The organism is Schaalia odontolytica (assembly GCF_024584435.1).
Taxonomy (GTDB): domain Bacteria; phylum Actinomycetota; class Actinomycetes; order Actinomycetales; family Actinomycetaceae; genus Pauljensenia.
This window is the reverse complement of record NZ_CP102197.1, coordinates 1,214,159-1,233,655: the sequence shown is the minus strand read 5'-3', so window position 1 is coordinate 1,233,655 and position 19,497 is coordinate 1,214,159. Positions and strand designations below refer to the sequence as shown.

Here is a 19,497-nt window from a genome sequence, read left to right as displayed (position 1 = left end):
ACGCCCCTACAGCATCACCATGGCCACCGTCCCCGCACACAGGAGCCCCAGGCCAAGCACGTAGCGCCGCGTGAAACGCTCGTGAAACACCAACGCGGACACGCCGACGGTGACCAGAACCGAGAGCTTATCGATGGGAACCACGATCGAGGCGGGCCCACCTCGAAGCGCATGGTAGTACGCCAGCCAGGACGCGCAGGTTGCCGCTCCCGACGCGACGATGAAAGCGAGCTCCCGTAAGGGGATTGCCACAACCTCGCCCGCGCGTCCCCGGAGGACGACGATACCCCACGCCATCACCAGCACGACAATCGTGCGCACCGCCGTCCCCAGGGTGGCGTCCACCCCGCTGACACCGACCTTGCCAAGGATCGAGGTCAGCGCCGCAAAGAACGCTGACGCGAGCGCGTAGACCAGCCAGCTGCCTCCCCGACGCAGCGCTCCCGGCAGCGCCGCGAGGTCAGCGGGCTCAACCATGAGGAGCGTCCCCACCGTGATGACGACGATCCCGGCGCCTCCCCACGGACTCACTGGCTCACCCAAGAAAATCAGGGCCAGGAGGATCGCCACAACCGTTGACAGCTTGTCGATGGGGGCCACCCGGGACACGTCACCCCGCGTCAGGGCCGCGAAGTAGCAGAGCCACGACGCCCCCGTCGCCAGCCCCGAGAGAACGAGGAAGAGCAGCGATCGTCCGTCAATGGAGGCAACACCGGAGACGACGCCGGTGAGTGCGGCCATCGCCCACGCTCCAGCGGCCACGACGATCGTGCGCACTGCCGTCGCCACCGTCGAGGACGTGGACGCGACGCCCGCCTTGGCTAGGACGGCCGTCAACCCCGCGAAGAGGGCAGACAGGCAGGCGAAGACGATCCACATGGAATCAACTCTAGAGCCTCTGGTCCCACACTCACTACGGGGACCGCAGCCGTTCGCGCAAGCCCGCCTCGGCCTCGTGTCTACCATGCCACTGTTTGCCCTCTACGGGCGCCCGCGGGCGGGCAAACCTGCCACCATACTCGGGTGAGTGAGACAAGGAACCCGGCCCTGGCCTCGTCAATGAACGAGGCCGGCCCGCTGATCCTGCAGGCCTTCGCCTGGGACATGCGAGCCGACGCAAGCCACTGGCGCTACCTCGCTGACCACGCCTCGGCGATCGCCGACCTCGGCGTCAGCGTCGTCTGGCTCCCGCCCGCCTACAAGGGGAAGGGAGGAATCCGCGACGTCGGCTACGGCGTCTACGACCTGTACGACCTGGGCGAGTTCGACCAGAAAGGGACCGTGCCCACCAAGTACGGCACCAAGGACGAATACCTGGCGGCGATCGAGGCCCTCCACGCCGAGGGCGTCGCCGTCGCGGCCGACATCGTCCTCAATCACCGCATGGGCGCGGACGCGTCGGAGAAGGTGCTCGCCACACCGATCGATCCCGAGGACCGGCGCAAGGAAACCGGCCCTCCCGAAGTCATCGAAGCATGGACGTGCTTTACCTTCCCGGGCCGCGCCGGCGCATACTCGGACTTCACCTGGGACTGGACGTGTTTCCACGGGATCGACTGGGACGCGGCCACGGGGCGCAAGGGGCTGTGGCTCTTCGACGGCAAACAGTGGAACGACAACGTCACCGCCGAACTGGGCAACTACGACTACCTGATGGGCTGCGACGTGCACGTCACAGATCCCGCGGTGAGCGCCGAGCTCGACCGGTGGGGACGCTGGTACGTGGAGACCACCGGAGTGGACGCCCTGCGCCTGGACGCCGTCAAGCACGTTGGATCCGACTTCTACGCCCGCTGGCTCGCCGAGCTTCGAGCCTCGACCGGACGCGCACTCCCGGCCGTCGGCGAGTACTGGAACGGGGACGTGACGGAGCTGGAGCGCTACCTTGCGGCGGTCCCCGACATCATGCTCTTCGACGTGCCCCTGCACTACCGGCTCCACGAGGCCTCCACCTGCGACGGGAACGTCGACCTGTCGCGCCTGTGGGAGGGCACGCTCACCCACTCCCATCCGTCTCGCTCGGTGACCTTTGTGGAGAACCACGACACCCAGCCCGGCCAGTCGTTGGCCTCCACTGTCGCCCCCTGGTTCAAGGCTGCGGCCTACGCGCTCATCCTCCTGACCGAGGCGGGAATCCCCTGCGTGTTCTGGGGCGACCTCCTGGGAACGCCCGAGACCGGAGACCTACCCGCCGTGCGAGAACTGCCCACCCTCATGGCGATCCGCTCCCGCGCCGCCACGGGACCCCAACACGACGCCTTCGACGACCCCGACGTGGTGGGCTTCGCCCGCGAGGGCAGGGAAGAAGCACCCGGCTCCGGGTGCGCCGTCATCGTCTCCGACCGCCGCGGCGCCGACAAGAACCTCTACGTGGGCAAGCATCACGCCGGCCAGGAGTGGGAGTGCATCATCGGAGGCCACCCGCCCGTGCGCATTACAGGGGAAGGCATGCTCGCGGGAACCGTCAGCGACGGCGGCCTGAGCGTCTACGTCCCGCGCGTGCGCGAATAGGAAACCCCGGCCTCGTCCCTCACGAGGCCGAGGATCCTCCCAATGCTGCGCCCTACTCCTGCGTGCCGCCGAGGGCGGGAATCCGCTCGATCTGTTCCTTGAAGAACGCCTCGGCCGCGGCGATGAAACGGTCCACGTTCATCGATACCTGCGCGTCAGTCAGGCCGTAGCGCGCCGAGATGAACTGCTCGGCGCACACCCGCTGCGTTCCGTCATCAAGGGAGGCAACGTAGACCTTGGGCCACTTGGCCGCAGCGTTCCAGTCGTTGCATGCCTGGATGAGACGAGGCCGCAGCTCCATCGACACATCCTCGCGAATCGCGCCCCATAGACTCAGGTCGCTCGCATCGTCAATGACGGCGAACACGTAGTATCCCTGCGAGAAACCCGTCCGCAGGCGATTGTCCTCCACCTCGTACTTGTAGTCGTTGCGATCAAAGAAATCCGAGATCGCCTTGATGGTGAGGGGACGGACGACCGTGCGGCGCTCGAGGGCGCGCTTGCATTCGGCGATGATCTGGGGGGCCTCCTCGTTGGTCGGATCCATGGCGACGCACTGTTCCAGGTAGGTCAGGGCGTTCTCCTCTTCGTCCTGCCAGTACAGGGCAGTCCCGATCCTGTAGTACCACTGGGGGTCCGCCATGCCTTCCGCCTCGACGCTGCGCAGCAGCTCGATCGCGTGCTTGATGTGCTCGCGGAAGGAATCCATGTAGGGCTGCGCGTAGTTGATGTACGCGCGGGCCAAGAGGCTCGTGAGCTCGTAGTCCAAGGACGAGGGGGGCTGGCCTTCGATGAGGGCGATGATCTTCTGATGTTCCTTCTCATCGTGCAGGGCGTTGATCTGGGCGATGAGCGACGAACGCGAATCCACGGCAGCTCCTTCATATCGAGGCGAGAATCTGAGTACCTGGTCACAAGCATAACAGGGTGCGCGCGGCACGCCGCGCTCGTTCCCCTCGGCAAGACCGTGTCCGCCGCGCGCAAGATCCCCGGAGGCGGCGCAGTGACCCGGCCAGTGTCCTCGGCGGCCCCTCGGCGCTTTGAGCTAGCTTCTCGAGTTCCAGTTCTGCCAGTCGTTCCAGTCGTCATCCTGGGCGTCGATGGCGATGATCGGAACGCGATCGGAGGGCGTCTGCTCGTTGACCTCGGGCGTGGTTGGCTCGGGTGCGGCCTGCTTCTTCTTGCGCCTGCCCCAACCCCAACGCCGACGGCGCTTGGATTCGCCTTCCTGCTCGCGCTTGGCTTCCTCGTTCCACGAGAACTCTGCGTTCCAGTCCTCCTGAACGGGGGCGGGCGACGCGGGGGCCTGAGCGGGCGGCGAAGTCTGCGGTGCGACCGGGGTCTGTGGTACGACCGGAGCGAACGGCTCGGCTGCGGGGGGTGCGGCGGGAGCGGAAGCCGGCTGGATCGGAGCATACGAAGCGCCGGAGGTGGGCGTCTCCTCGTGCGCGCGAGGGGCCACGGGTGGCTCCTCCACGAATGACGGAGTCTGCTCGTGCGATTCCGGGGCGGGGGAGCCTGCCTCGGAGGACGACCAATCGAACGTCGTGTTTCGGCGGACGCGAGGCAGCTGAGCCGTGGGCATCTCCGCGGCATCGTCAAACGTCATCGACGAGGCGACGGTTGGCTCCGGCTCCACTTCCGGCGCGGGAGAAGGAGCCAGGGGTGGCTCGGCGACTGGCGTCGGCTCGGGTTCGACCACCGGTTCGGGCTCAGGCTCGACCACAGGTTCGGGGGCGACGACCGATTCGGCTTCGAGGAGGGGCTCGGGTCGGTAGACCGGAGTGGGCTCGTAGACCGGCGCGGGCGAAGGCGGAGGAGCCAGGGGAGCCTCGGCCGCGGGCGTGGGTTCGGGTTCGAAGGTGTCACCGTGTTCCGGCGCGGCGTCGGGTTCGACCACCGGTTCGGGTTCGACCACCGGTTCGGGCTCAGGCTCGACCACAGGTTCGGGGGCGACGACCGACTCGGGTTCGAGGAGGGGCTCGGGTCGGTAGACCGGAGTGGGCTCGTAGACCGGCGCGGGCGAAGGCGGAGGAGCCAGGGGTGGCTCGGGCGCGGGCGCGGGCTTGGACTCGAAGGTGTCACCGTGTTCCGGCGTGGCGTCGGGTTCGATCACCGGTTCAGGTTCAGGCTCGACCACCGGTTCAGGCTCGACCACCGGTTCAGGCTCAGGCTCGACCACAGGTTCGGGTTCAGGCTCGACCACCGGTTCGGGGGCGACGACCGATTCGGCTTCGAGGAGGGGCTCGGGTCGGTAGACCGGCGCGGGCTCGTAGACCGGCGCGGGCTCGTAGACCGGCGCGGGCGAAGGCGGAGGAGCCAGGGGTGGCTCGGCCGCGGGCGCGGGCGCGGGCGTGGGTTCGGGTTCGAAGGTGTCACCGTGTTCCGGCGCGGCGTCGGGTTCGATCACCGGTTCGGGTTCGACCACCGGTTCAGGCTCGACCACAGGTTCAGGCTCGACCACAGGTTCAGGCTCAGGCTCGACCACAGGTTCGGGTTCAGGCTCGACCACCGGTTCGGGGGCGACGACCGATTCGGCTTCGAGGAGGGGCTCGGGTCGGTAGACCGGAGTGGGCTCGTAGACCGGCGCGGGCGAAGGCGGAGGAGCCAGGGGAGCCTCGGCCGCGGGCGTGGGCTCGGGTTCGGGCTCGACCACAGGTTCGGGCTCGGCGAACGCTTCGGGCGCTCCTGCCGGGGCGGGGGTGGGAACCGGCGGAGGAATGAGCCCACCCTCAGCGAAGTTGTCCCTGCCGATCGTGGGGAGCAGCGTCGTTTCTGTCTCCGCATCCGGAATTGCCGGTGGGGGCACGGAAGACTCCGGACGCGAGGCAGAGCCGCCAGCCTCCGCGCGCGCGCCACCCTCGGACCTGATCTGCGGATCCCCGTCATGCGGCGAAAGGACGGCCGGCTCCACGGCGGGGCGGGCCGAACGCGACCTGCGTGGAAGCGGCACAGCCGGAGGGAGGGCTGCTTGCGTCGATTCTCCCGCGCCCGAGTCAACCTGCCCGCTGTCGGGGGCAGAGGAGGAAGCCGGAGGTTGTGGGACCGGACGCGTGGGACGCTCCGGGAAGACAGCGGGCCGGTGCCCACCGCGCGGACGAATCCTCATGGGAGGCATGGGCACCCGCATTGGGGCAGGCGTTGCCTCAGACGACGCGTCAGCGGGGGTCGGCTCAGGCTTCGGTTGGGGAGCCGCATCCTCGATGAGCGTAAGGTCAGGCTCGGGAGCGGGGATCGGCGCGGGTTCCGGTGTCGGAGCCGGCATCGCGTCGCGGGCGGGCCCGGGGACTGCCGTGGCGTCGGGCGCCGCCGGAGCCTCGGGCACAGCAATGGGAGCCTGCTCGTCCGAGGGCGCAGGCACACTCGTGGGCGCGGGCACCGGCGGGGGGACATCTGTAGGCAGGGCAGGCGCCGACTCGGGCACCGGAGCCGGTATCGCGTCGCGCGCGGGCCTGGGGACTGCCGTGGCCGCGGGTGGGGTCGGCGGCTCGGGGATCGGAACGGGCGTCACGCTCCGCCGGGGCGCGGGCACCGGTGGGGGAACATCGCTGGGGGTGCTAGGCGCGGGCGGAGCCGGGGGCTTGGGGATCGGAACGGGCGTCGTCTCGCGTGCGGGTTCGGGAACGACGGTGGGCGCGTCCGGATCCTCGTGCGCGGGCCAGGGGAGCGCCGCGGACGCGGCCGGAGGCTCATGCGCGGGCTCGGGGAGCGCCGTGGGCGCGGGTTCCCGGACAGGCTGGCGTGAGGGAGGGGTCGGCTGCGGATAGGACGACGGAACCGGTGCGGGCGCGTAGCTCCGCTCTGGATACTCGGGAGCGACCGATGTCACGGCACGTGAATCTGCCGGTGTCGCGGACCCGGAGGAGGAATGGGACGGAGGAGCAAAGGCTGCGGCTGGAGCGGCAGCTGAGGAGTCTTCCGCCTCGCTCCTACTCGACGAGGACGGACGGCGGACATGCGACGCAGGTAACGAGTCCTTCGCGTCGGAGGAGCCGCCCTTCGACCTGCGCGCGCGCACCGCGTAGAAGGCGATGACCCCGATGAGGACAACAAGGATCAAACCGACGATCAAAGCAACCAGCAGAACGACAGAAGGGCCGCCAGCTTCCGACGAGGCGGATGCGGTCGAACCTGGGGAAGCCGCGGGATCAGCGGAAGCCGCCCCTCCGGGCACGGGAGTAGCACCCCACGGGTCCTTCAACCCGCTGGCACCCGAGACGGCGGCGGGATTGCCTCCGGCGCTCAAGGACCCGTTGACGGTGATCACCTGAGGAACCGGATCGGACCAGGTCGAGACGGACAACGACCTGTTCTCGTAGGTCGTTGCCGAGGTTGCAGCCCCGGATGTCGCCGACTTCACCTGTCCCTCGATGCTCAGGGAGACCGAAGCAAGGGCAAGAGAGGAACCGAAGATCTTGCGGTACTCAGATAGGGTCTGGTCCGTTCGGGCGGTCAGCACAAACTCGCCCGAGTCCTGGACCGTAAATTCCGACTCGTCCTGGGCGCGGCTGTACATCAACTGCATGTGACAGACTGACGCGTCAGCGCGGGTCACGAACTCGACGTGGTGTGCCGCCGAGCTGCCGACGCGAGGCTCACAGATGGACTCGCTCATCGTGCGCGAAGGATCGACCACGGTCAGCGTATCGACGAGCTGCCCATCCTTGGTCACGACATACGCTTCGGAGAGAGTAGGTACGTCGGCAGCGCGCGTGGCTGTCGGCGCCACCAACACGATGAGCCATGCCCCGAGCACGGCGCACAGGGCGCGAGAGAATCGCATGCAGTCCTCCTGATATGAGTCACTCGATTATCGTCCGTTCGTGGATACAAAGCAACGAGGAATCTCAACGCGAGATTCACTGACCGGCTGTCAAGGAAGGTGTGAGCTGCTGGCAAAGAGAAAGAGGCTCTTCTGACAAGGTGAGATCCAACTGTGTCGCGTAGTATGACTGATGTCTACCCACGGTCAGGAATTGAAAGACGACTGACGTTGTCGCCAGCCGCCTACTCAGGAGGTGCCCCATGAGGTGTCGCCCCGCCACGCGCGAGGATATCCCCGAGATAACACGAATTGTCACAGAGGGATTTCTGGACTACCCGCTGCACATCATGCTCAAACCCTACCTCTACCACCCGGAGCAATACCCGCAGTGCTTGACCGCGCTCAACCGCATGCTTGCCTGCGCCTACCAACGCTCGCGCAACGCCTTCGTCGTTGAGACGGGCGGGCGAATCGTCGCGACGGCGCTCGTGCATGATCGCAAGGTCGGATTTGCCAGCAACATCACAAGCGGTGGATACGAGCTCTTTCGCTACGCCACCCCGCGACTCATCGCCGACTTCGCGAACGTGACCAACCGGGCCGACCAGATTGCCATCGACAACGGGGACTTCGACTGGTACCTCGAGATTCTCTCGGTGGACAAGACGATGCGTGGGCGTGGAGTCGGACGGTGGCTTGTCTCCGAGGTTCTCCCCGACTTTGTTGCGAGGAAGGGGGGCCATGCCTACGGCTTCGTGACCTCGACCGAGTCGAATGCTCGCTTCTACCTCAACGGTGGGTGTGAGCTTCTTGATCGCGTGGACGTCACGATGCGGGAGCGCAGCTGCCCGATCTGGGCGTTTCAGCGGAAAGCCGAGAGGCTCTGACGGATCCCGTCCCCGCGGCGGATCCCGTCCTCGTGCCCGGCCGGGTGGGAGGCGTGGTCGAGTCCTCCGCTTCTCGGCGTGAAGCGGCCGCGGCGTGAGCCTCAGTGGGGTGCTCGTACGCCGACGCGTTCACGTGCGCTGAGCGAACCAGCGGGGAATCGCTCGCTCAAGGTAGGCGGCGTTGGCCTCAATGAGGGGAGCCAATCGCTCCCAGGTGAGCGCCTGATCCCCATGCCAGGCGATCTCCGCTGCGACAAGAAGCTGAGGAACCAGCTGCGTCATGAGCTTTTCGGGGCTCGCCGTTGTTGCCGGGCGCGCCACCACCTCGCATCCTGCCAGGCCGCGTGCCCGCATCGCTTCTGGAAGCCGCTCGTAGAGACGGCGAGCATCCCCAATCGCGCGAGCGGCAGTAGCCGGAGCAGCGGACATCGATGGAGCGAGGAGGCGCTCGTCGGCGAGGACCCAGCATCCGCCCGCGGCGGCGGCCGCGTCGATGGTCGCCGCCGATTCACCCCGCGACAGCAGCGCGGTGCCGTCGGGCGGAGTCGGAAAGGAACGAGTGAGCGACTCCCACGCGGCGGCACGCCTCCCGTGGAAGCGAAGCGTGCGCAGGGCTCGCTCCACGAAGACGCGCTCGACGTCGCTGCCGAGAGGAAACCCCGCACGCATGAGGGCGGAGTCGGCCTCCCACTCTCCCCAGTCGCACGGCCCGGCGCCGATGTGTATGAAGGGTGAGGGGAAGAGATCGCACGCGCGATGCAACGCTGCCTGGACGAAGCTCAAGGAGGACGTGCTCGGCCACAGGGAGGTGGCGTTGCGCGTGTCGCCGCAGCGAACGAGGTGGGGGTTTCCCAGGTGCGGATACGAACGGATAGCGGCCCCTGCCCCGGAAGGGATGCAGACCTCGGGAACGATGCGGATTCCTCGGTCGGCGGCGTAGGAGACGAGGTGTCGGATGTTCGAATCGGAGTAGAAGCAGTGTCGCGCGAAGGCCTGCGCGCGACGCGCAGGAGCGACGTCGTCCGCGCTGGGGGCCGCGTCGCCCGCGCTGCGCATCGTGCGCGGCAGCTGAGCCCCGACGCTCGTGAGGCGAGGGAAACCTGGGACGGGCATGCGCCACCCCCGGTCGTCCGTGAGGCGCCAGTGCAGCACGTTGAAGCGATATCGGGCCATGAGGGAGAGGAAGAGCTCCATTGCGGGCACGGGCCAGAAGGTGTGGGCGGAGTCGACGAGAAGCCCGCGCCATGAGAACGCGGGTCGTTCGCGGGGATCGTGCGGGAGGGGAGGGGGGGATCGCCGTCATTGGGGCTCCTTACGACTAACAGGCAAGAGTGTAACAAGGGTCACTAATCAGTGGGGTGTGTTTCGGTCGTCAATTGCCCGCGGGCAGCAGATTTCGACTTTGTGTCCGCTAGCGACCGCCGCGCGCGCAAGGCGTGTGTCACAATCGTGTGAAGCCAATCATGCTCAACGAGGAGTGATCCATGCTGTCGAATGACAACCTTTCCCTCAACCCCAATCCCCTTGTCCAAGCCCTCGGAAAACAGGCCAAGGAGTTCACGAAAGCCGACATCATCGGCTATATCGAGGACAACAACATCCCGATGCTCAACCTGAGGTACGTCGGCGGAGACGGACGCCTCAAGACCCTCAACTTTGCGATCCAATCTAAGGCTCACCTCGATCGCCTCCTCACCCTCGGCGAGCGCGTCGATGGGTCTTCTCTCTTCACCTTCGTTGACGCAACCTCCTCAGACCTGTACGTCGTGCCGCGCCTGTCGACCGCGTTCCTGAACCCCTTTGCGCCGATCCCCACCCTCGACATCCTGTGCGGGTTCTACGATGTCGACGGGGCTCCCCTTGCCTCGGCTCCACAGGAGATCCTGCGCAAGGCTCAACGCGCGCTCAAGGAGGATACCGGCTGCGAGCTGCAAGCCCTGGGGGAGCTCGAGTACTACCTCTTTTCCGCCCAGGAGGAGCTTTTCCCCGTGGAACCCCAGAGGGGGTATCACGAATCGGGTCCCTTCTCGAAGTGGGAGGATGTACGAACGGAAACCCTCCTGCATCTCGTTCGCATGGGCTGCTCGGTCAAGTACGCGCACTCGGAGGTCGGTAACTTCGTTGCGGACGGGCGTCAGATGATTCAGCAGGAGATCGAGTTCCTCCCGGTCGATGCCTGCGACGCGGCAGATCAGATGGTGCTCGCCAAGTGGGTGCTCCGCGAGGTGGCCCACTCCTACGGCATCGAGGTCTCCTTCTCCCCGAAGATCGCCGTCGGACAAGCGGGATCCGGCATGCACTTCCACACCCGCCTCGTTCGGGAGGGAGTCAACCAGTTTTCGACGGGATTGGGATTGACGGAGGAAGCCCTCAAGGTCATCGGCGGATACCTCTCGCACGCGGCGTCGCTGACCGCCTTCGGCAACACGGCCCCCACCTCCTTCCTGCGTTTGGTCCCCCACCAGGAGGCGCCGACCGCGATCTGCTGGGGAGACCGCAATCGCTCCGTCCTCGTGCGCGTCCCGCTCGGGTGGCAAAACATTGACGACTCCATGTTCCGTGATGCCAACCCGGGCGAAGGCCCGCTCGGTGATCTGCCCAATGACTCCCAGACCGTTGAGTTGCGCAGTCCCGACGGCTCCGCCGCCGTTCATCTCCTCCTCGCGGGCATCACCGTCGCCGCGCGTCTGGGGCTCACCGTGCCCGGAATGGCAGACTATGCGAGAGCGCGCAAGGTTGACGGAGATGCCTCCCAGACTCCCGGTCTCGATCAGCTGCCTGCCTCCTGCTTCGAGGCCGCGGGTCGGCTCCTCGCCCAGCGCGGCGATTACGAGGCGCGCGGCGTGTTCCCCGCAGGGCTCATCGATTCGTGGGCGTCGCGTCTCATTGCCCTCGGCGACGAGCATCTGCGCGAGGATCTGGCGGACTCGCGCCTCAGCGTCGAGGAACTCGTCGAACGATACTTCCACATCGGCTGACCCGCGGGCCACCCCCATCCGCGGGCGGGCGCGAGACCCGACCGCCGACCTAGTCCCGCTCCGGCGGCGCAAATCGCGTCGCCGGAGCCGAGTTCGCGAGGCTTCTTCCCTGCGCCGGGTGTGCCGGGCCGCCTCGCGTGTCCCGTGTACGAGGCGGGGGCAGGGCCGCCTCGCGCAGTGCGGCGCGCAGCCTCCTGTCGCGGTCGAAACGTGCGTCGGCAGCCGCGCGGCGTGCGCCGGCCATCGAGCGGGCCACCGCCGCGGTCACGCCGAGGCCGAGCGCGACCACCGCGAGAGCAAAGAACGGCCACAGCGTCCACCATGAGGTGGAGTTGCCTTCGGGTGTCGAGGGGCTGGCCGGTGACGAGGAGCCGGTTGAGCGTGCGGCGGCATCGGCCGCGACGCTTGGAGTCACCGTGCCCGTCGCGCTCACGGTACCGGAGACGTTCTCCCAGGTCACGGTCGTCGCGTCCTTCTTCGTCGAACCGGCGTAAGAGATGATCGTCGCGCCCGCGGACGCTTCTTCGACCTGCGAGCTGTGAGCGATCAGGGTCACCCGAGTAATCGTCGCAGAGGCCTCGGGAGAGGAATACCCCTCCAGGAGCCTGGACGAGGCAGACTCAAAGTGGAAGATTCCGCCGGTATCGACAGAGATGACCTCGGCGCCCGCATCGGCGAGCTGCCACGTGAAGCGGCACCCTGAGATGCCGTCGACCGAGACCGACAGCGAGGACACAGCCCCCGCCGCGCTCCCCATCGCCTCGCACTGGTCCGCGCTGAGGGGCTCGTCGGCGGAGAGGGTGACCTCGTGCGTCGCGCTCACTCCCGGCGTGATGTCGTACTCCTCAACGAGTCGGATTGACGTCGGCTCCTGTGCGAACGCCGCTCCGCCGACAGCGGTCAGCGCGAAGGTTCCCAGCGTGGCGAGGAGGGGGCGCTTCACCCTCATTCGCTGTCGTCCTCGCTGCGCAGGCGGGGCACCGACGTCAACTCCGGGCGCGCGCCGACCTTGTCGGCGTAGAAGGCGCGGATCACGTCCATGTCCGCCCGAACGTCGCCCGTGAGCCGATAGGTGGGACCCCAGCCGAACGTGCGGGTGGCGCGATCGACGAAACCGAACTGAATCGGGACGTCCGCCTCCATCGCTATGCGGTAGAAACCCGACTTCCAGAACTCACGCGGCGACCGCGTTCCCTTCGGGGTGATGCACAGAGTAAAGCTATCGGAACGCGCGATACGCGCCGCAACCTGCTCCACGAGGCCATGAGCCGCGCCGCGCTCCACCGGGACCGCTCCGATCTTCTTGACGAACCAGCCCAACACCGGGGCCTTCACAATGGAGTCCTTGACGAGGAACGAAAAGCTACGTCCCGCCTTCCACATCGCCACAGCCATGAAAACGCCATCCCAGTTCGACGTGTGCGGTGCGCCGATCACGATGACCTTGTCGGGAAGCGGCTGAATCGACAGCTTCCAGCGTGAGACCCCAAGGTAGGCGGATGCAAGTGCGCGGGTGAGAGCCATGGCGGCCTTTCTGTTCGTAGCTGGAGCCAATCCTACTCGCGTCGCGATCAGTCCAGCGTCTCCACCGCCAGTGTCTGCGTCATGATGTGCGGGTGGCCAGGCCGCAGCGTGAGGGCGCGTTCGCGCACGGCTGCGGTTTCGACGCACACGAAATGCTGCCACTCGCCCTCGCCGACGTCCGCCATGGACGCCGCCGCCTGTGCCCACGGGTTCCACACGATGGTCGAGCCAGATCCGCTCTTGTCAACGATGATGCGCCTACCCAGCCTCGGGTCCACGACGTGGACCGGTTGCGTGGTCGTGTAGATGCGATCGAGGGGGCCGACGGCTGTCAAGTCGCCGCATTGAGTCCCGCGGCGCTCCTTGAGCTTGTCGTCGTAGGGCGCCCCGTCAAGCCCCTCGATCGAGAGGTCTTTGATATCGCCGACGCGCAGGTAGGTGTGCATGGCTGCCTCGATCGTGAAGGGGTGGTCGTCCTCGTTGATCAGGGTCAGGCTCAGGTGCAGCTCCGCGCCGACCACCACGTCGAGGCGAGCGCAGAAGGAGTGTGGGTAGAGGAGGGACGTTTCCCCCGTGTGGTGGCGCTCGAAGGAAACGGTGGCGGGGGAGGCGTCCGCCGACGTCGTCTGGGCCAGGAGCGACCACCGCGAGGTCCGCGCGAAGCCGTGGGCGCCGGCCCCGGCGCCCGGTGCGGCCGGTGAATCCGCGGGGCTGCCAAACCAGGGCAGGCACAGGGGGATGCCGCCGCGGATCGCGCGGGTTCCGTCCATCACGGCGCGCGAGGAGAGCCAGAGAATGTCGGAGTGCCCGGCGGGACGCCATGACAGCAGGTGGGCTCCGAAGGGGGTGACAAGGGCCGAACCCGAGGGAATATCTACGCTGAGCGTGGCGATGTCTGTCATAGTCATCAGTTAACGATACCTGTAGTTGTTCAGCAAGTAGACCGCTTGGTTCGCTCCATCCTCTCCGCAGCGTGGTGGAAGTCGCAGGAAGGTGTCCGCATCGGCCCTGGGTAAGCCGATATTCTTGGGGGGAATGTGCGTGGAATCGGTCAGACGATCGAACGGTGGCGCGGCTACTGTGCCCTATCGCACGCAATGATACGTATCCATGTTTGAGGAGTCCACATATGTCCACGCGTCCTGACCTGCGAAATGTCGCCATCGTCGCACACGTCGATCATGGGAAGACCACGCTGGTTGACGCGATGCTCTGGCAGTCCGGTGCCTTCTCGGAACGTGACACCGTCGAAAAGACGGGTGAGCGCGTCATGGATTCCGGAGATCTTGAGCGGGAGAAGGGCATCACCATCCTGGCCAAGAACACGGCCGTGCACTACCGGGGTCCCGCGGCTCAGGCCCTCGGCCTCACGGACGGTGTGACGGTCAACGTCATCGACACGCCCGGCCACGCCGACTTCGGCGGCGAGGTCGAGCGCGGCCTGTCCATGGTTGACGGCGTCGTCCTCATGGTCGACGCATCCGAGGGGCCCCTCCCGCAGACGCGCTTCGTGCTGCGCAAGGCGCTCCAGGCGCATCTGCCCGTCATCGTGGTCGTCAACAAGGTCGACCGGCCCGACTCTCGCATTGATGAGGTCGTCTCGGAGACGACGGATCTCCTCCTCTCCCTGGGTGAGGACCTCATGAACGAAGGCGTTGACATCGACGTGGACTCGCTGATGGACGTGCCGGTCGTCTACGCCTCCGCCAAGGCGGGCAAGTCCTCCCTGACCAACCCCGGCGATGGACAGGTACCCGCCGAGGACCTCGAGCCCCTGTTCGAAACCATCCTGAACCGCATCCCCGGCCCCACCTTCGATCCGGACATGCCGCTGCAGGCGCACGTGACGAACCTGGATGCCTCACCCTTCCTGGGACGCCTCGCGCTGCTTCGAGTGCACAACGGAACCCTGAAGAAGGGGGCGGATGTGGGCCTGGCGCGTCACGACGGCTCCATCCAGCGCGTCCACATCTCGGAACTCCTGGCCACCGAGGGCCTCGAACGCGTCTCCACGGACCACGCCGACCCCGGCGATATCGTGGCTGTCGCCGGTATCGAGGACATCATGATCGGCGAGTCGTTGGTCGACCTCGAGGACCCGCGTCCGCTGCCCCTGATCACCGTCGATGATCCCGCGATCTCCATGACCATCGGTATCAACACCTCGCCCATGGCCGGCCGGGTCAAGGGCGCCAAGGTCACCGCTCGCCAGGTGAAGGACCGCCTCGACCGCGAACTGATCGGTAACGTCTCCCTCAAGGTGCTGCCGACCGAACGCCCCGACGCGTGGGAGGTCCAGGGACGAGGCGAACTCGCCCTGGCGATCCTCGTCGAACAGATGCGGCGCGAGGGCTTTGAACTCACGGTCGGCAAGCCTCAGGTCGTCACCAAGGAGATCGACGGTACCCTCAGCGAACCGATGGAGCGCATGACCATCGACATTCCCGAGGAGTTCCTCGGAGCGGTCACCCAGCTGATGGCCGCCCGCAAGGGCCGCATGGAGACCATGGCGAACCACGGATCCGGATGGATTCGACTGGAGTTCGTGGTCCCCGCCCGAGGCCTCATCGGCTTCCGTACGCGCTTCCTGACGGAAACGCGAGGCACCGGCATCGCCTCGTCCATCTCCGAGGGCTACGCCCCCTGGCAGGGAACCATCGAGCAGCGCCTCACGGGCTCCCTCGTCGCGGACCGTGCCGGACAGGCCACGCCCTACGCGATGACGAATCTGCAGGAACGCGGAACCTTCATCATCGAGCCCTCCTCGGAGGTCTACGAGGGACAGGTCGTGGGAGAAAACCCGCGCGGTGAGGACATGGACGTGAACATCTGCCGCGAGAAGAAGCAGACCAACACGCGTAGCGCCACCGCAGACGTGTATGAATCCCTGACGCCCTCCCGCAAGCTCACCCTCGAGGAATCCCTGGAGTTTGCCGCAAACGACGAGTGCGTCGAGGTCACGCCTGAGGCGGTGCGCGTGCGCAAGGTCGTCCTGGACGCGCAGGAACGTTTCAAGATCGCCGCCCGAGAGCGTCGAGCAAACCGCTGACGCGTCGCCGTTAGGGCTGCCGCGTCGGCGGGGGCGGAACGCGCTTGCCCGTCACCATCGTGCGCGCGTCCACCCGCACCACTCCGCGCCTCGTCGCGACGCTCACGTGCGTGGGCGCCACCTCCGTGGCCTCGCCCAGGGCGTCGTGCAAGCCGTCGGCCAGGCGATATCGGATCACGACCCTCTCGCCCACCCTGAATTGCATCCACGGCAGCGCGGGAATTGCGCCAGGGGAGCGTGCGGAAAATTGCGCGCCTACCCCCGGCGCGCCACTCGCGCGATTCGGCTCGATAGCGCCGCTTTCGGGCAAGTCGCGGACGCTGGGTGACTCGGGAGTGCTCATACGTGAATAATAGGATCAACGAGTCTTTGGAACTGACCAGGAGGAACGTCACATGACCTACGTCATCGCGCAGCCGTGCGTCGACGTCAAGGATCGCGCATGCGTGGACGAATGCCCCGTCGACTGCATCTACGAGGGTGAGCGCACGCTGTACATCCACCCCGAGGAATGCGTCGACTGCGGCGCCTGCGAACCCGTGTGTCCGACCGAGGCGATCTTCTACGAGGACGACCTTCCCGACGAGTGGTCCGATTACTTGCGCGCCAACGCGGACTTCTTCAACCAGCTCGGCAGCCCGGGAGGCGCCCAGAAGACCGGCGTCCAGGACTACGACGATCCCATGATCGCCGAGCTTCCTCCTCAGAATGAGGAATGGAAAGCCGAGAACATGTGACGGTCGGATAGGGTGGGGGCATGAGCCTGTTGCTACCCCGCCCCCTGGACCTACCCGAGTTCCCCTGGGATCAACTGGCCCCCGCCAAAGCGCGCGCGGCCGAGCATCCCGGGGGGCTGTGCGATCTGAGCGTCGGCACGCCCGTTGACGACACCCCCGACTTCATCCGCGAGGCCCTCGCCGACGCGGGGAACGCGCACGGCTACCCGACGGTCGTGGGCACGGACGAGGTGCGCGAGGCGATTGGCGCGTGGGCAGCTCGGCGCGGGATGGTCGACGTCGGCCCAGCCGGAGTGATTCCGACGATCGGTTCCAAGGAAGCGGTCGCGTGGATCCCCACCCTGCTCGGCGTGCGCGCCGGGGACACGGTCCTGGTTCCCGAGGTCGCATACCCCACCTACGACATCGGCGCGCGCCTGGCGGGGGCAACGCCCGTGCCCGTGGACCCCACTCGCCCGGGTACCTGGCCCGACGCCACCCTCGTGTACCTCAACTCCCCGGGCAACCCCGACGGGCACGTCATGAGCAAGGATCAGCTGCGCGACGCCATCGCGTGGGCGCGCGGCAGGGGAGCAGTCATCGTCTCGGACGAATGCTATGCGGCGCTGCCGTGGAGCGAACCCTACGTGAGCGAGGGAGTGCCTTCGCTGCTCGACGCGAACGTGTGCGACTGCGACCCCCGTGGCCTCCTGGTCCTCTACTCCCTGTCCAAGCAGTCGAATCTCGCGGGCTACCGCGCCGCGCTCATCTACGGCGACCCCGCGCTGGTTGCCCCCATCGTCACGGCGCGCAAGCACTCGGGACTGATGGTCCCCAGCCCCGTCCAGCACGCCATGGCCCTCGCCCTGGGCGACACCGAGCACGTGAGCGCCCAAAGGAGCGTGTACGAGGCCCGACGCCGCCTCCTCCTGGAGGCGCTGACCCGCGCGGGGCTAGACGTCGACCCCGCTAGCGCCGCTGGACTGTACCTGTGGGTCGCCGATCCGGGCGCGCCGCAAGACTCCTGGGCGCTCGTCGACCGATTCGCGCGGCTCGGAATCCTGGTTGCGCCCGGAGACTTCTACGGCGCGGCCGCCCGCGGCCGCGTGCGCGTGGCGCTCACGGCCACGGACGAGCGGATAGCCGCCGCAGCGAAGCGCATCGCCAGCGAGTGGCAGGGGCGCTAGCCGCCTTGACGGCAGGCCGGGACACGGGCAGCGCCCGTGTCCCGGCCTTTCCTCGCGGCGAAGGAGCTTAGTTGGATGCGTGCAGCGCGTCGTTGAGTTCGATGCCCACGACGCCCGCGCGGGCGATCGCCTCGATCCGCCCGGTCTGGGAGTTGCGCCGGAAGAGAATGTTGGACGCGCCCGACAGCTCACGCGCGGCCACGGTGCGCGGCTGCGAGGCGCCCGAGGAATCGATGAGGGTGACCTTGGCGCCGGCGGTCACGTACAAGCCAGCTTCGACGACGCAGTCGTCGCCCAGGGTGATTCCCAGGCCCGAGTTCGCGCCCAGCAGGCAACGCTCGCCCAGGCGGACCCGCTGCTTGCCGCCGCCGGAGAGCGTGCCCATCGTGGAGGCGCCACCGCCCACGTCCGAGCCATCGCCGATGACGACGCCCTGCGAGACGCGGCCCTCGACCATGGAACGGCCAAGCGTCCCGGCGTTGAAGTTGACGAACCCGGCGTGCATGACGGTCGTGCCCTCGGACAGGTAGGCGCCCAGGCGCACGCGGGTTGCGTCGGCGATGCGCACACCGGAGGGGAGGACGTAGTTGACCATCGGGGGGAACTTGTCGATCCCGAGGACCGTCACGGGGCGCCCGTCGCGGGCGCGCAGTCGCATGCGCGTGGCCTCGAAGTCCGCCACGGCGCACGGCCCGGCGTCCGTCCACACCACGTTGGGGAGCACCGCGAAGATCCCGTCGAGGTTGATCGAGTTGGGCCGCACCAGGCGGTGTGACAGCAGGTGAAGCCGCAGGTAGGCGTCCTCGGTGGTGGCGGGGGCTTCATCCAGCCTGATGGTCGTCGTGCGCACGACGGTGCGCACGCGGCGGGCCTCATCGACGCGCTCCAGTGCGGACAGGGAGGCGGCCGCCCCCTCGTCGGATCCGGGTTCGCCCAGCTGCGGGGCGGGATACCAGGTGTCCAGTGTCGTGCCGTCCAGGGTGATCGTTGCGAGGCCGACGCCCCATGCTGTGCTCGTGTCCATGGCATCTACACTACGGGGCGCGGGCGTTGGCGGTGAGGCTCAGGGGCGCGGGGTATCCCACAGGTCGGGCCAGAAGACACCCATCTCCGTGGCCATCGAGCGCAGCAGCGGCAAGGAGATGCCGACCACGGAATGATAGTCGCCGGTGACCCCGTCGATAAACGGGCCGCCCAGGCCGTCGACCGTGAAGGAGCCGGCGACGCGAAGCGGCTCGCCCGTGGCCACGTACGCGTCGATCTCCGCGTCGGTGATCTGCCCGAAGTGGACCTGGGTCGAGGCGCTGCGCGTCAGGCGGGCGGCGGCGGTGCGGGAGCCGCTTCCGGCTCGGTCCGACGATGAGCGAGGGGTGAGCAGGGCGACCGAGTGCCCTGTCCACAGCGTGGCCGTCGTGCCCCGCATGGCGCGGATGCGCTCGCGTGCGACCTCGGGGGTGTGCGGTTTGCCCTGCATCGCTCCGTTGATCTCCAGCATGGAGTCGCAGCCGACGACGAGGAGCGCGCCCGGGTCGGCATCGAAGGAGTCGGAATCGGGCGCACACAACGCGTCGCACACGTCCGCGCACTTGGCCTCGGCCAGGGCGCCCACCTCGTCCGCGGGAGTCGTGGCGGCGCCCGAGAAGGCGCGCCCGCCGGGGAGAGCCGCGAGGACAGCGTCCTCGTCAACCTGGGAGACTCTCACGATCGGAGTGATTCCCGCGGCGATGAGAGTCGCGCGGCGGGCGGGGGAGGCGGAGGCGAGAACGAGGCGCATAGGGACATTGTGGACCATGGCGTGTCGGGCGCGCAGGAGGGGTGAAAAATAGTGCAGGAATCCGGATAATCGCAGGTAAACGTGCAAATGCCTGGTGGAAAATACA

Annotated in this window: 16 protein-coding genes; 6 read left to right on the top strand and 10 right to left on the bottom strand. The window is 67.4% G+C overall.

All coding sequences use genetic code 11. The annotated features are described in order from the left end of the window. Window positions 1-6 precede the first annotated feature (6 nt). Window positions 7-879 (bottom strand): EamA family transporter, encoded by an 873-nt coding sequence (locus NQK35_RS05430; RefSeq protein ID WP_257113350.1) that lies wholly within the window; start codon window positions 877-879, stop codon window positions 7-9. Between the two features lie 180 nt (window positions 880-1,059). Between NQK35_RS05430 and NQK35_RS05425 the strand changes: the two genes are divergently transcribed. Further along, window positions 1,060-2,511 (top strand): alpha-amylase, encoded by a 1,452-nt coding sequence (locus NQK35_RS05425; RefSeq protein WP_257114772.1) that lies wholly within the window; start codon window positions 1,060-1,062, stop codon window positions 2,509-2,511. 52 nt (window positions 2,512-2,563) lie between these two features. On the opposite strand, the gene NQK35_RS05420 is transcribed toward NQK35_RS05425, so the two are convergent. Next, the gene (locus tag NQK35_RS05420; RefSeq protein WP_009213366.1) at window positions 2,564-3,382 is read right to left on the bottom strand and encodes a YbjN domain-containing protein; all 819 of its coding nucleotides are present in this window, start codon (window positions 3,380-3,382) and stop codon (window positions 2,564-2,566) included. Window positions 3,383-3,556: 174 nt separating this feature from the next. Further along, window positions 3,557-7,294 (bottom strand): hypothetical protein, encoded by a 3,738-nt coding sequence (locus NQK35_RS05415; RefSeq protein ID WP_257114814.1) that lies wholly within the window; start codon window positions 7,292-7,294, stop codon window positions 3,557-3,559. A 242-nt stretch (window positions 7,295-7,536) separates the two neighbouring features. Between NQK35_RS05415 and NQK35_RS05410 the strand changes: the two genes are divergently transcribed. Further along, window positions 7,537-8,163: a GNAT family N-acetyltransferase gene (locus NQK35_RS05410; RefSeq protein WP_257113347.1), complete on the top strand. Its 627-nt coding sequence runs from the start codon at window positions 7,537-7,539 to the stop codon at window positions 8,161-8,163. A gap of 129 nt (window positions 8,164-8,292) precedes the next feature. Here NQK35_RS05410 and NQK35_RS05405 read toward each other — a convergent pair whose 3' ends face one another. Then, complete coding sequence (locus tag NQK35_RS05405; protein WP_257114771.1) at window positions 8,293-9,357, bottom strand: family 20 glycosylhydrolase; 1,065 nt, start codon at window positions 9,355-9,357, stop codon at window positions 8,293-8,295. A gap of 290 nt (window positions 9,358-9,647) precedes the next feature. Here NQK35_RS05405 and NQK35_RS05400 point away from each other — a divergent pair, with 290 nt between their 5' ends. Then, on the top strand, window positions 9,648-11,141 hold the full coding sequence (locus NQK35_RS05400; RefSeq protein ID WP_257113345.1) for a glutamine synthetase family protein: 1,494 nt from the start codon (window positions 9,648-9,650) through the stop codon (window positions 11,139-11,141). Window positions 11,142-11,190: 49 nt separating this feature from the next. On the opposite strand, the gene NQK35_RS05395 is transcribed toward NQK35_RS05400, so the two are convergent. Genes NQK35_RS05395 through NQK35_RS05385 form a run of 3 tightly spaced genes read right to left on the bottom strand, consistent with a single transcriptional unit; the run spans window position 11,191 to window position 13,573 of the window. Beyond that, window positions 11,191-12,090 (bottom strand): hypothetical protein, encoded by a 900-nt coding sequence (locus NQK35_RS05395; protein ID WP_257113344.1) that lies wholly within the window; start codon window positions 12,088-12,090, stop codon window positions 11,191-11,193. Further along, window positions 12,087-12,665 (bottom strand): 1-acyl-sn-glycerol-3-phosphate acyltransferase, encoded by a 579-nt coding sequence (locus tag NQK35_RS05390; protein WP_009213372.1) that lies wholly within the window; start codon window positions 12,663-12,665, stop codon window positions 12,087-12,089. Before NQK35_RS05390 ends, NQK35_RS05395 begins: the two co-directional genes overlap by 4 nt. A gap of 47 nt (window positions 12,666-12,712) precedes the next feature. Next, window positions 12,713-13,573 (bottom strand): D-hexose-6-phosphate mutarotase, encoded by an 861-nt coding sequence (locus NQK35_RS05385; protein WP_257113341.1) that lies wholly within the window; start codon window positions 13,571-13,573, stop codon window positions 12,713-12,715. 221 nt (window positions 13,574-13,794) lie between these two features. Between NQK35_RS05385 and typA the strand changes: the two genes are divergently transcribed. Then, window positions 13,795-15,714, top strand: a complete 1,920-nt coding sequence (typA, locus tag NQK35_RS05380) for a translational GTPase TypA (RefSeq protein ID WP_048741989.1) — start codon at window positions 13,795-13,797, stop codon at window positions 15,712-15,714. 10 nt (window positions 15,715-15,724) lie between these two features. On the opposite strand, the gene NQK35_RS05375 is transcribed toward typA, so the two are convergent. Beyond that, entirely contained in the window at window positions 15,725-16,057 is a 333-nt protein-coding gene (locus NQK35_RS05375; protein WP_048741992.1) for a putative acetyltransferase, read from the bottom strand. 52 nt (window positions 16,058-16,109) lie between these two features. Here NQK35_RS05375 and fdxA point away from each other — a divergent pair, with 52 nt between their 5' ends. Both fdxA and dapC read left to right on the top strand, forming a co-directional pair. Continuing rightward, complete coding sequence (gene fdxA / locus NQK35_RS05370; protein WP_009213376.1) at window positions 16,110-16,451, top strand: ferredoxin; 342 nt, start codon at window positions 16,110-16,112, stop codon at window positions 16,449-16,451. 20 nt (window positions 16,452-16,471) lie between these two features. Then, a complete protein-coding gene (gene dapC / locus NQK35_RS05365; protein ID WP_257113339.1) occupies window positions 16,472-17,617 on the top strand; it encodes a succinyldiaminopimelate transaminase in 1,146 nt (381 codons plus the stop codon). 67 nt (window positions 17,618-17,684) lie between these two features. Here the strand turns inward: dapC and dapD are convergent, their stop codons facing one another. Continuing rightward, window positions 17,685-18,641, bottom strand: coding sequence for a 2,3,4,5-tetrahydropyridine-2,6-dicarboxylate N-succinyltransferase (dapD, locus tag NQK35_RS05360; protein WP_257113337.1), 957 nt, complete (start codon window positions 18,639-18,641; stop codon window positions 17,685-17,687). Between the two features lie 39 nt (window positions 18,642-18,680). Continuing rightward, window positions 18,681-19,391, bottom strand: a complete 711-nt coding sequence (locus tag NQK35_RS05355; RefSeq protein ID WP_257113335.1) for a Maf family protein — start codon at window positions 19,389-19,391, stop codon at window positions 18,681-18,683. Between the last annotated feature and the right edge of the window lie 106 nt (window positions 19,392-19,497).

Coding starts and splice junctions, on each gene's coding strand:
- NQK35_RS05430 (WP_257113350.1), bottom strand. CDS start 879: ATGTGGATCGTCTTCGCCTGCCTGTCTGCCCTCTTCGCGGGGTTGACG.
- NQK35_RS05425 (WP_257114772.1), top strand. CDS start 1,060: ATGAACGAGGCCGGCCCGCTGATCCTGCAGGCCTTCGCCTGGGACATG.
- NQK35_RS05415 (WP_257114814.1), bottom strand. CDS start 7,294: ATGCGATTCTCTCGCGCCCTGTGCGCCGTGCTCGGGGCATGGCTCATC.
- NQK35_RS05410 (WP_257113347.1), top strand. CDS start 7,537: ATGAGGTGTCGCCCCGCCACGCGCGAGGATATCCCCGAGATAACACGA.
- NQK35_RS05405 (WP_257114771.1), bottom strand. CDS start 9,357: ATGGAGCTCTTCCTCTCCCTCATGGCCCGATATCGCTTCAACGTGCTG.
- NQK35_RS05400 (WP_257113345.1), top strand. CDS start 9,648: ATGCTGTCGAATGACAACCTTTCCCTCAACCCCAATCCCCTTGTCCAA.
- NQK35_RS05395 (WP_257113344.1), bottom strand. CDS start 12,090: ATGAGGGTGAAGCGCCCCCTCCTCGCCACGCTGGGAACCTTCGCGCTG.
- NQK35_RS05390 (WP_009213372.1), bottom strand. CDS start 12,665: ATGGCTCTCACCCGCGCACTTGCATCCGCCTACCTTGGGGTCTCACGC.
- NQK35_RS05385 (WP_257113341.1), bottom strand. CDS start 13,573: ATGACTATGACAGACATCGCCACGCTCAGCGTAGATATTCCCTCGGGT.
- typA (WP_048741989.1), top strand. CDS start 13,795: ATGTCCACGCGTCCTGACCTGCGAAATGTCGCCATCGTCGCACACGTC.
- NQK35_RS05375 (WP_048741992.1), bottom strand. CDS start 16,057: ATGAGCACTCCCGAGTCACCCAGCGTCCGCGACTTGCCCGAAAGCGGC.
- fdxA (WP_009213376.1), top strand. CDS start 16,110: ATGACCTACGTCATCGCGCAGCCGTGCGTCGACGTCAAGGATCGCGCA.
- dapC (WP_257113339.1), top strand. CDS start 16,472: ATGAGCCTGTTGCTACCCCGCCCCCTGGACCTACCCGAGTTCCCCTGG.
- dapD (WP_257113337.1), bottom strand. CDS start 18,641: ATGGACACGAGCACAGCATGGGGCGTCGGCCTCGCAACGATCACCCTG.
- NQK35_RS05355 (WP_257113335.1), bottom strand. CDS start 19,391: ATGCGCCTCGTTCTCGCCTCCGCCTCCCCCGCCCGCCGCGCGACTCTC.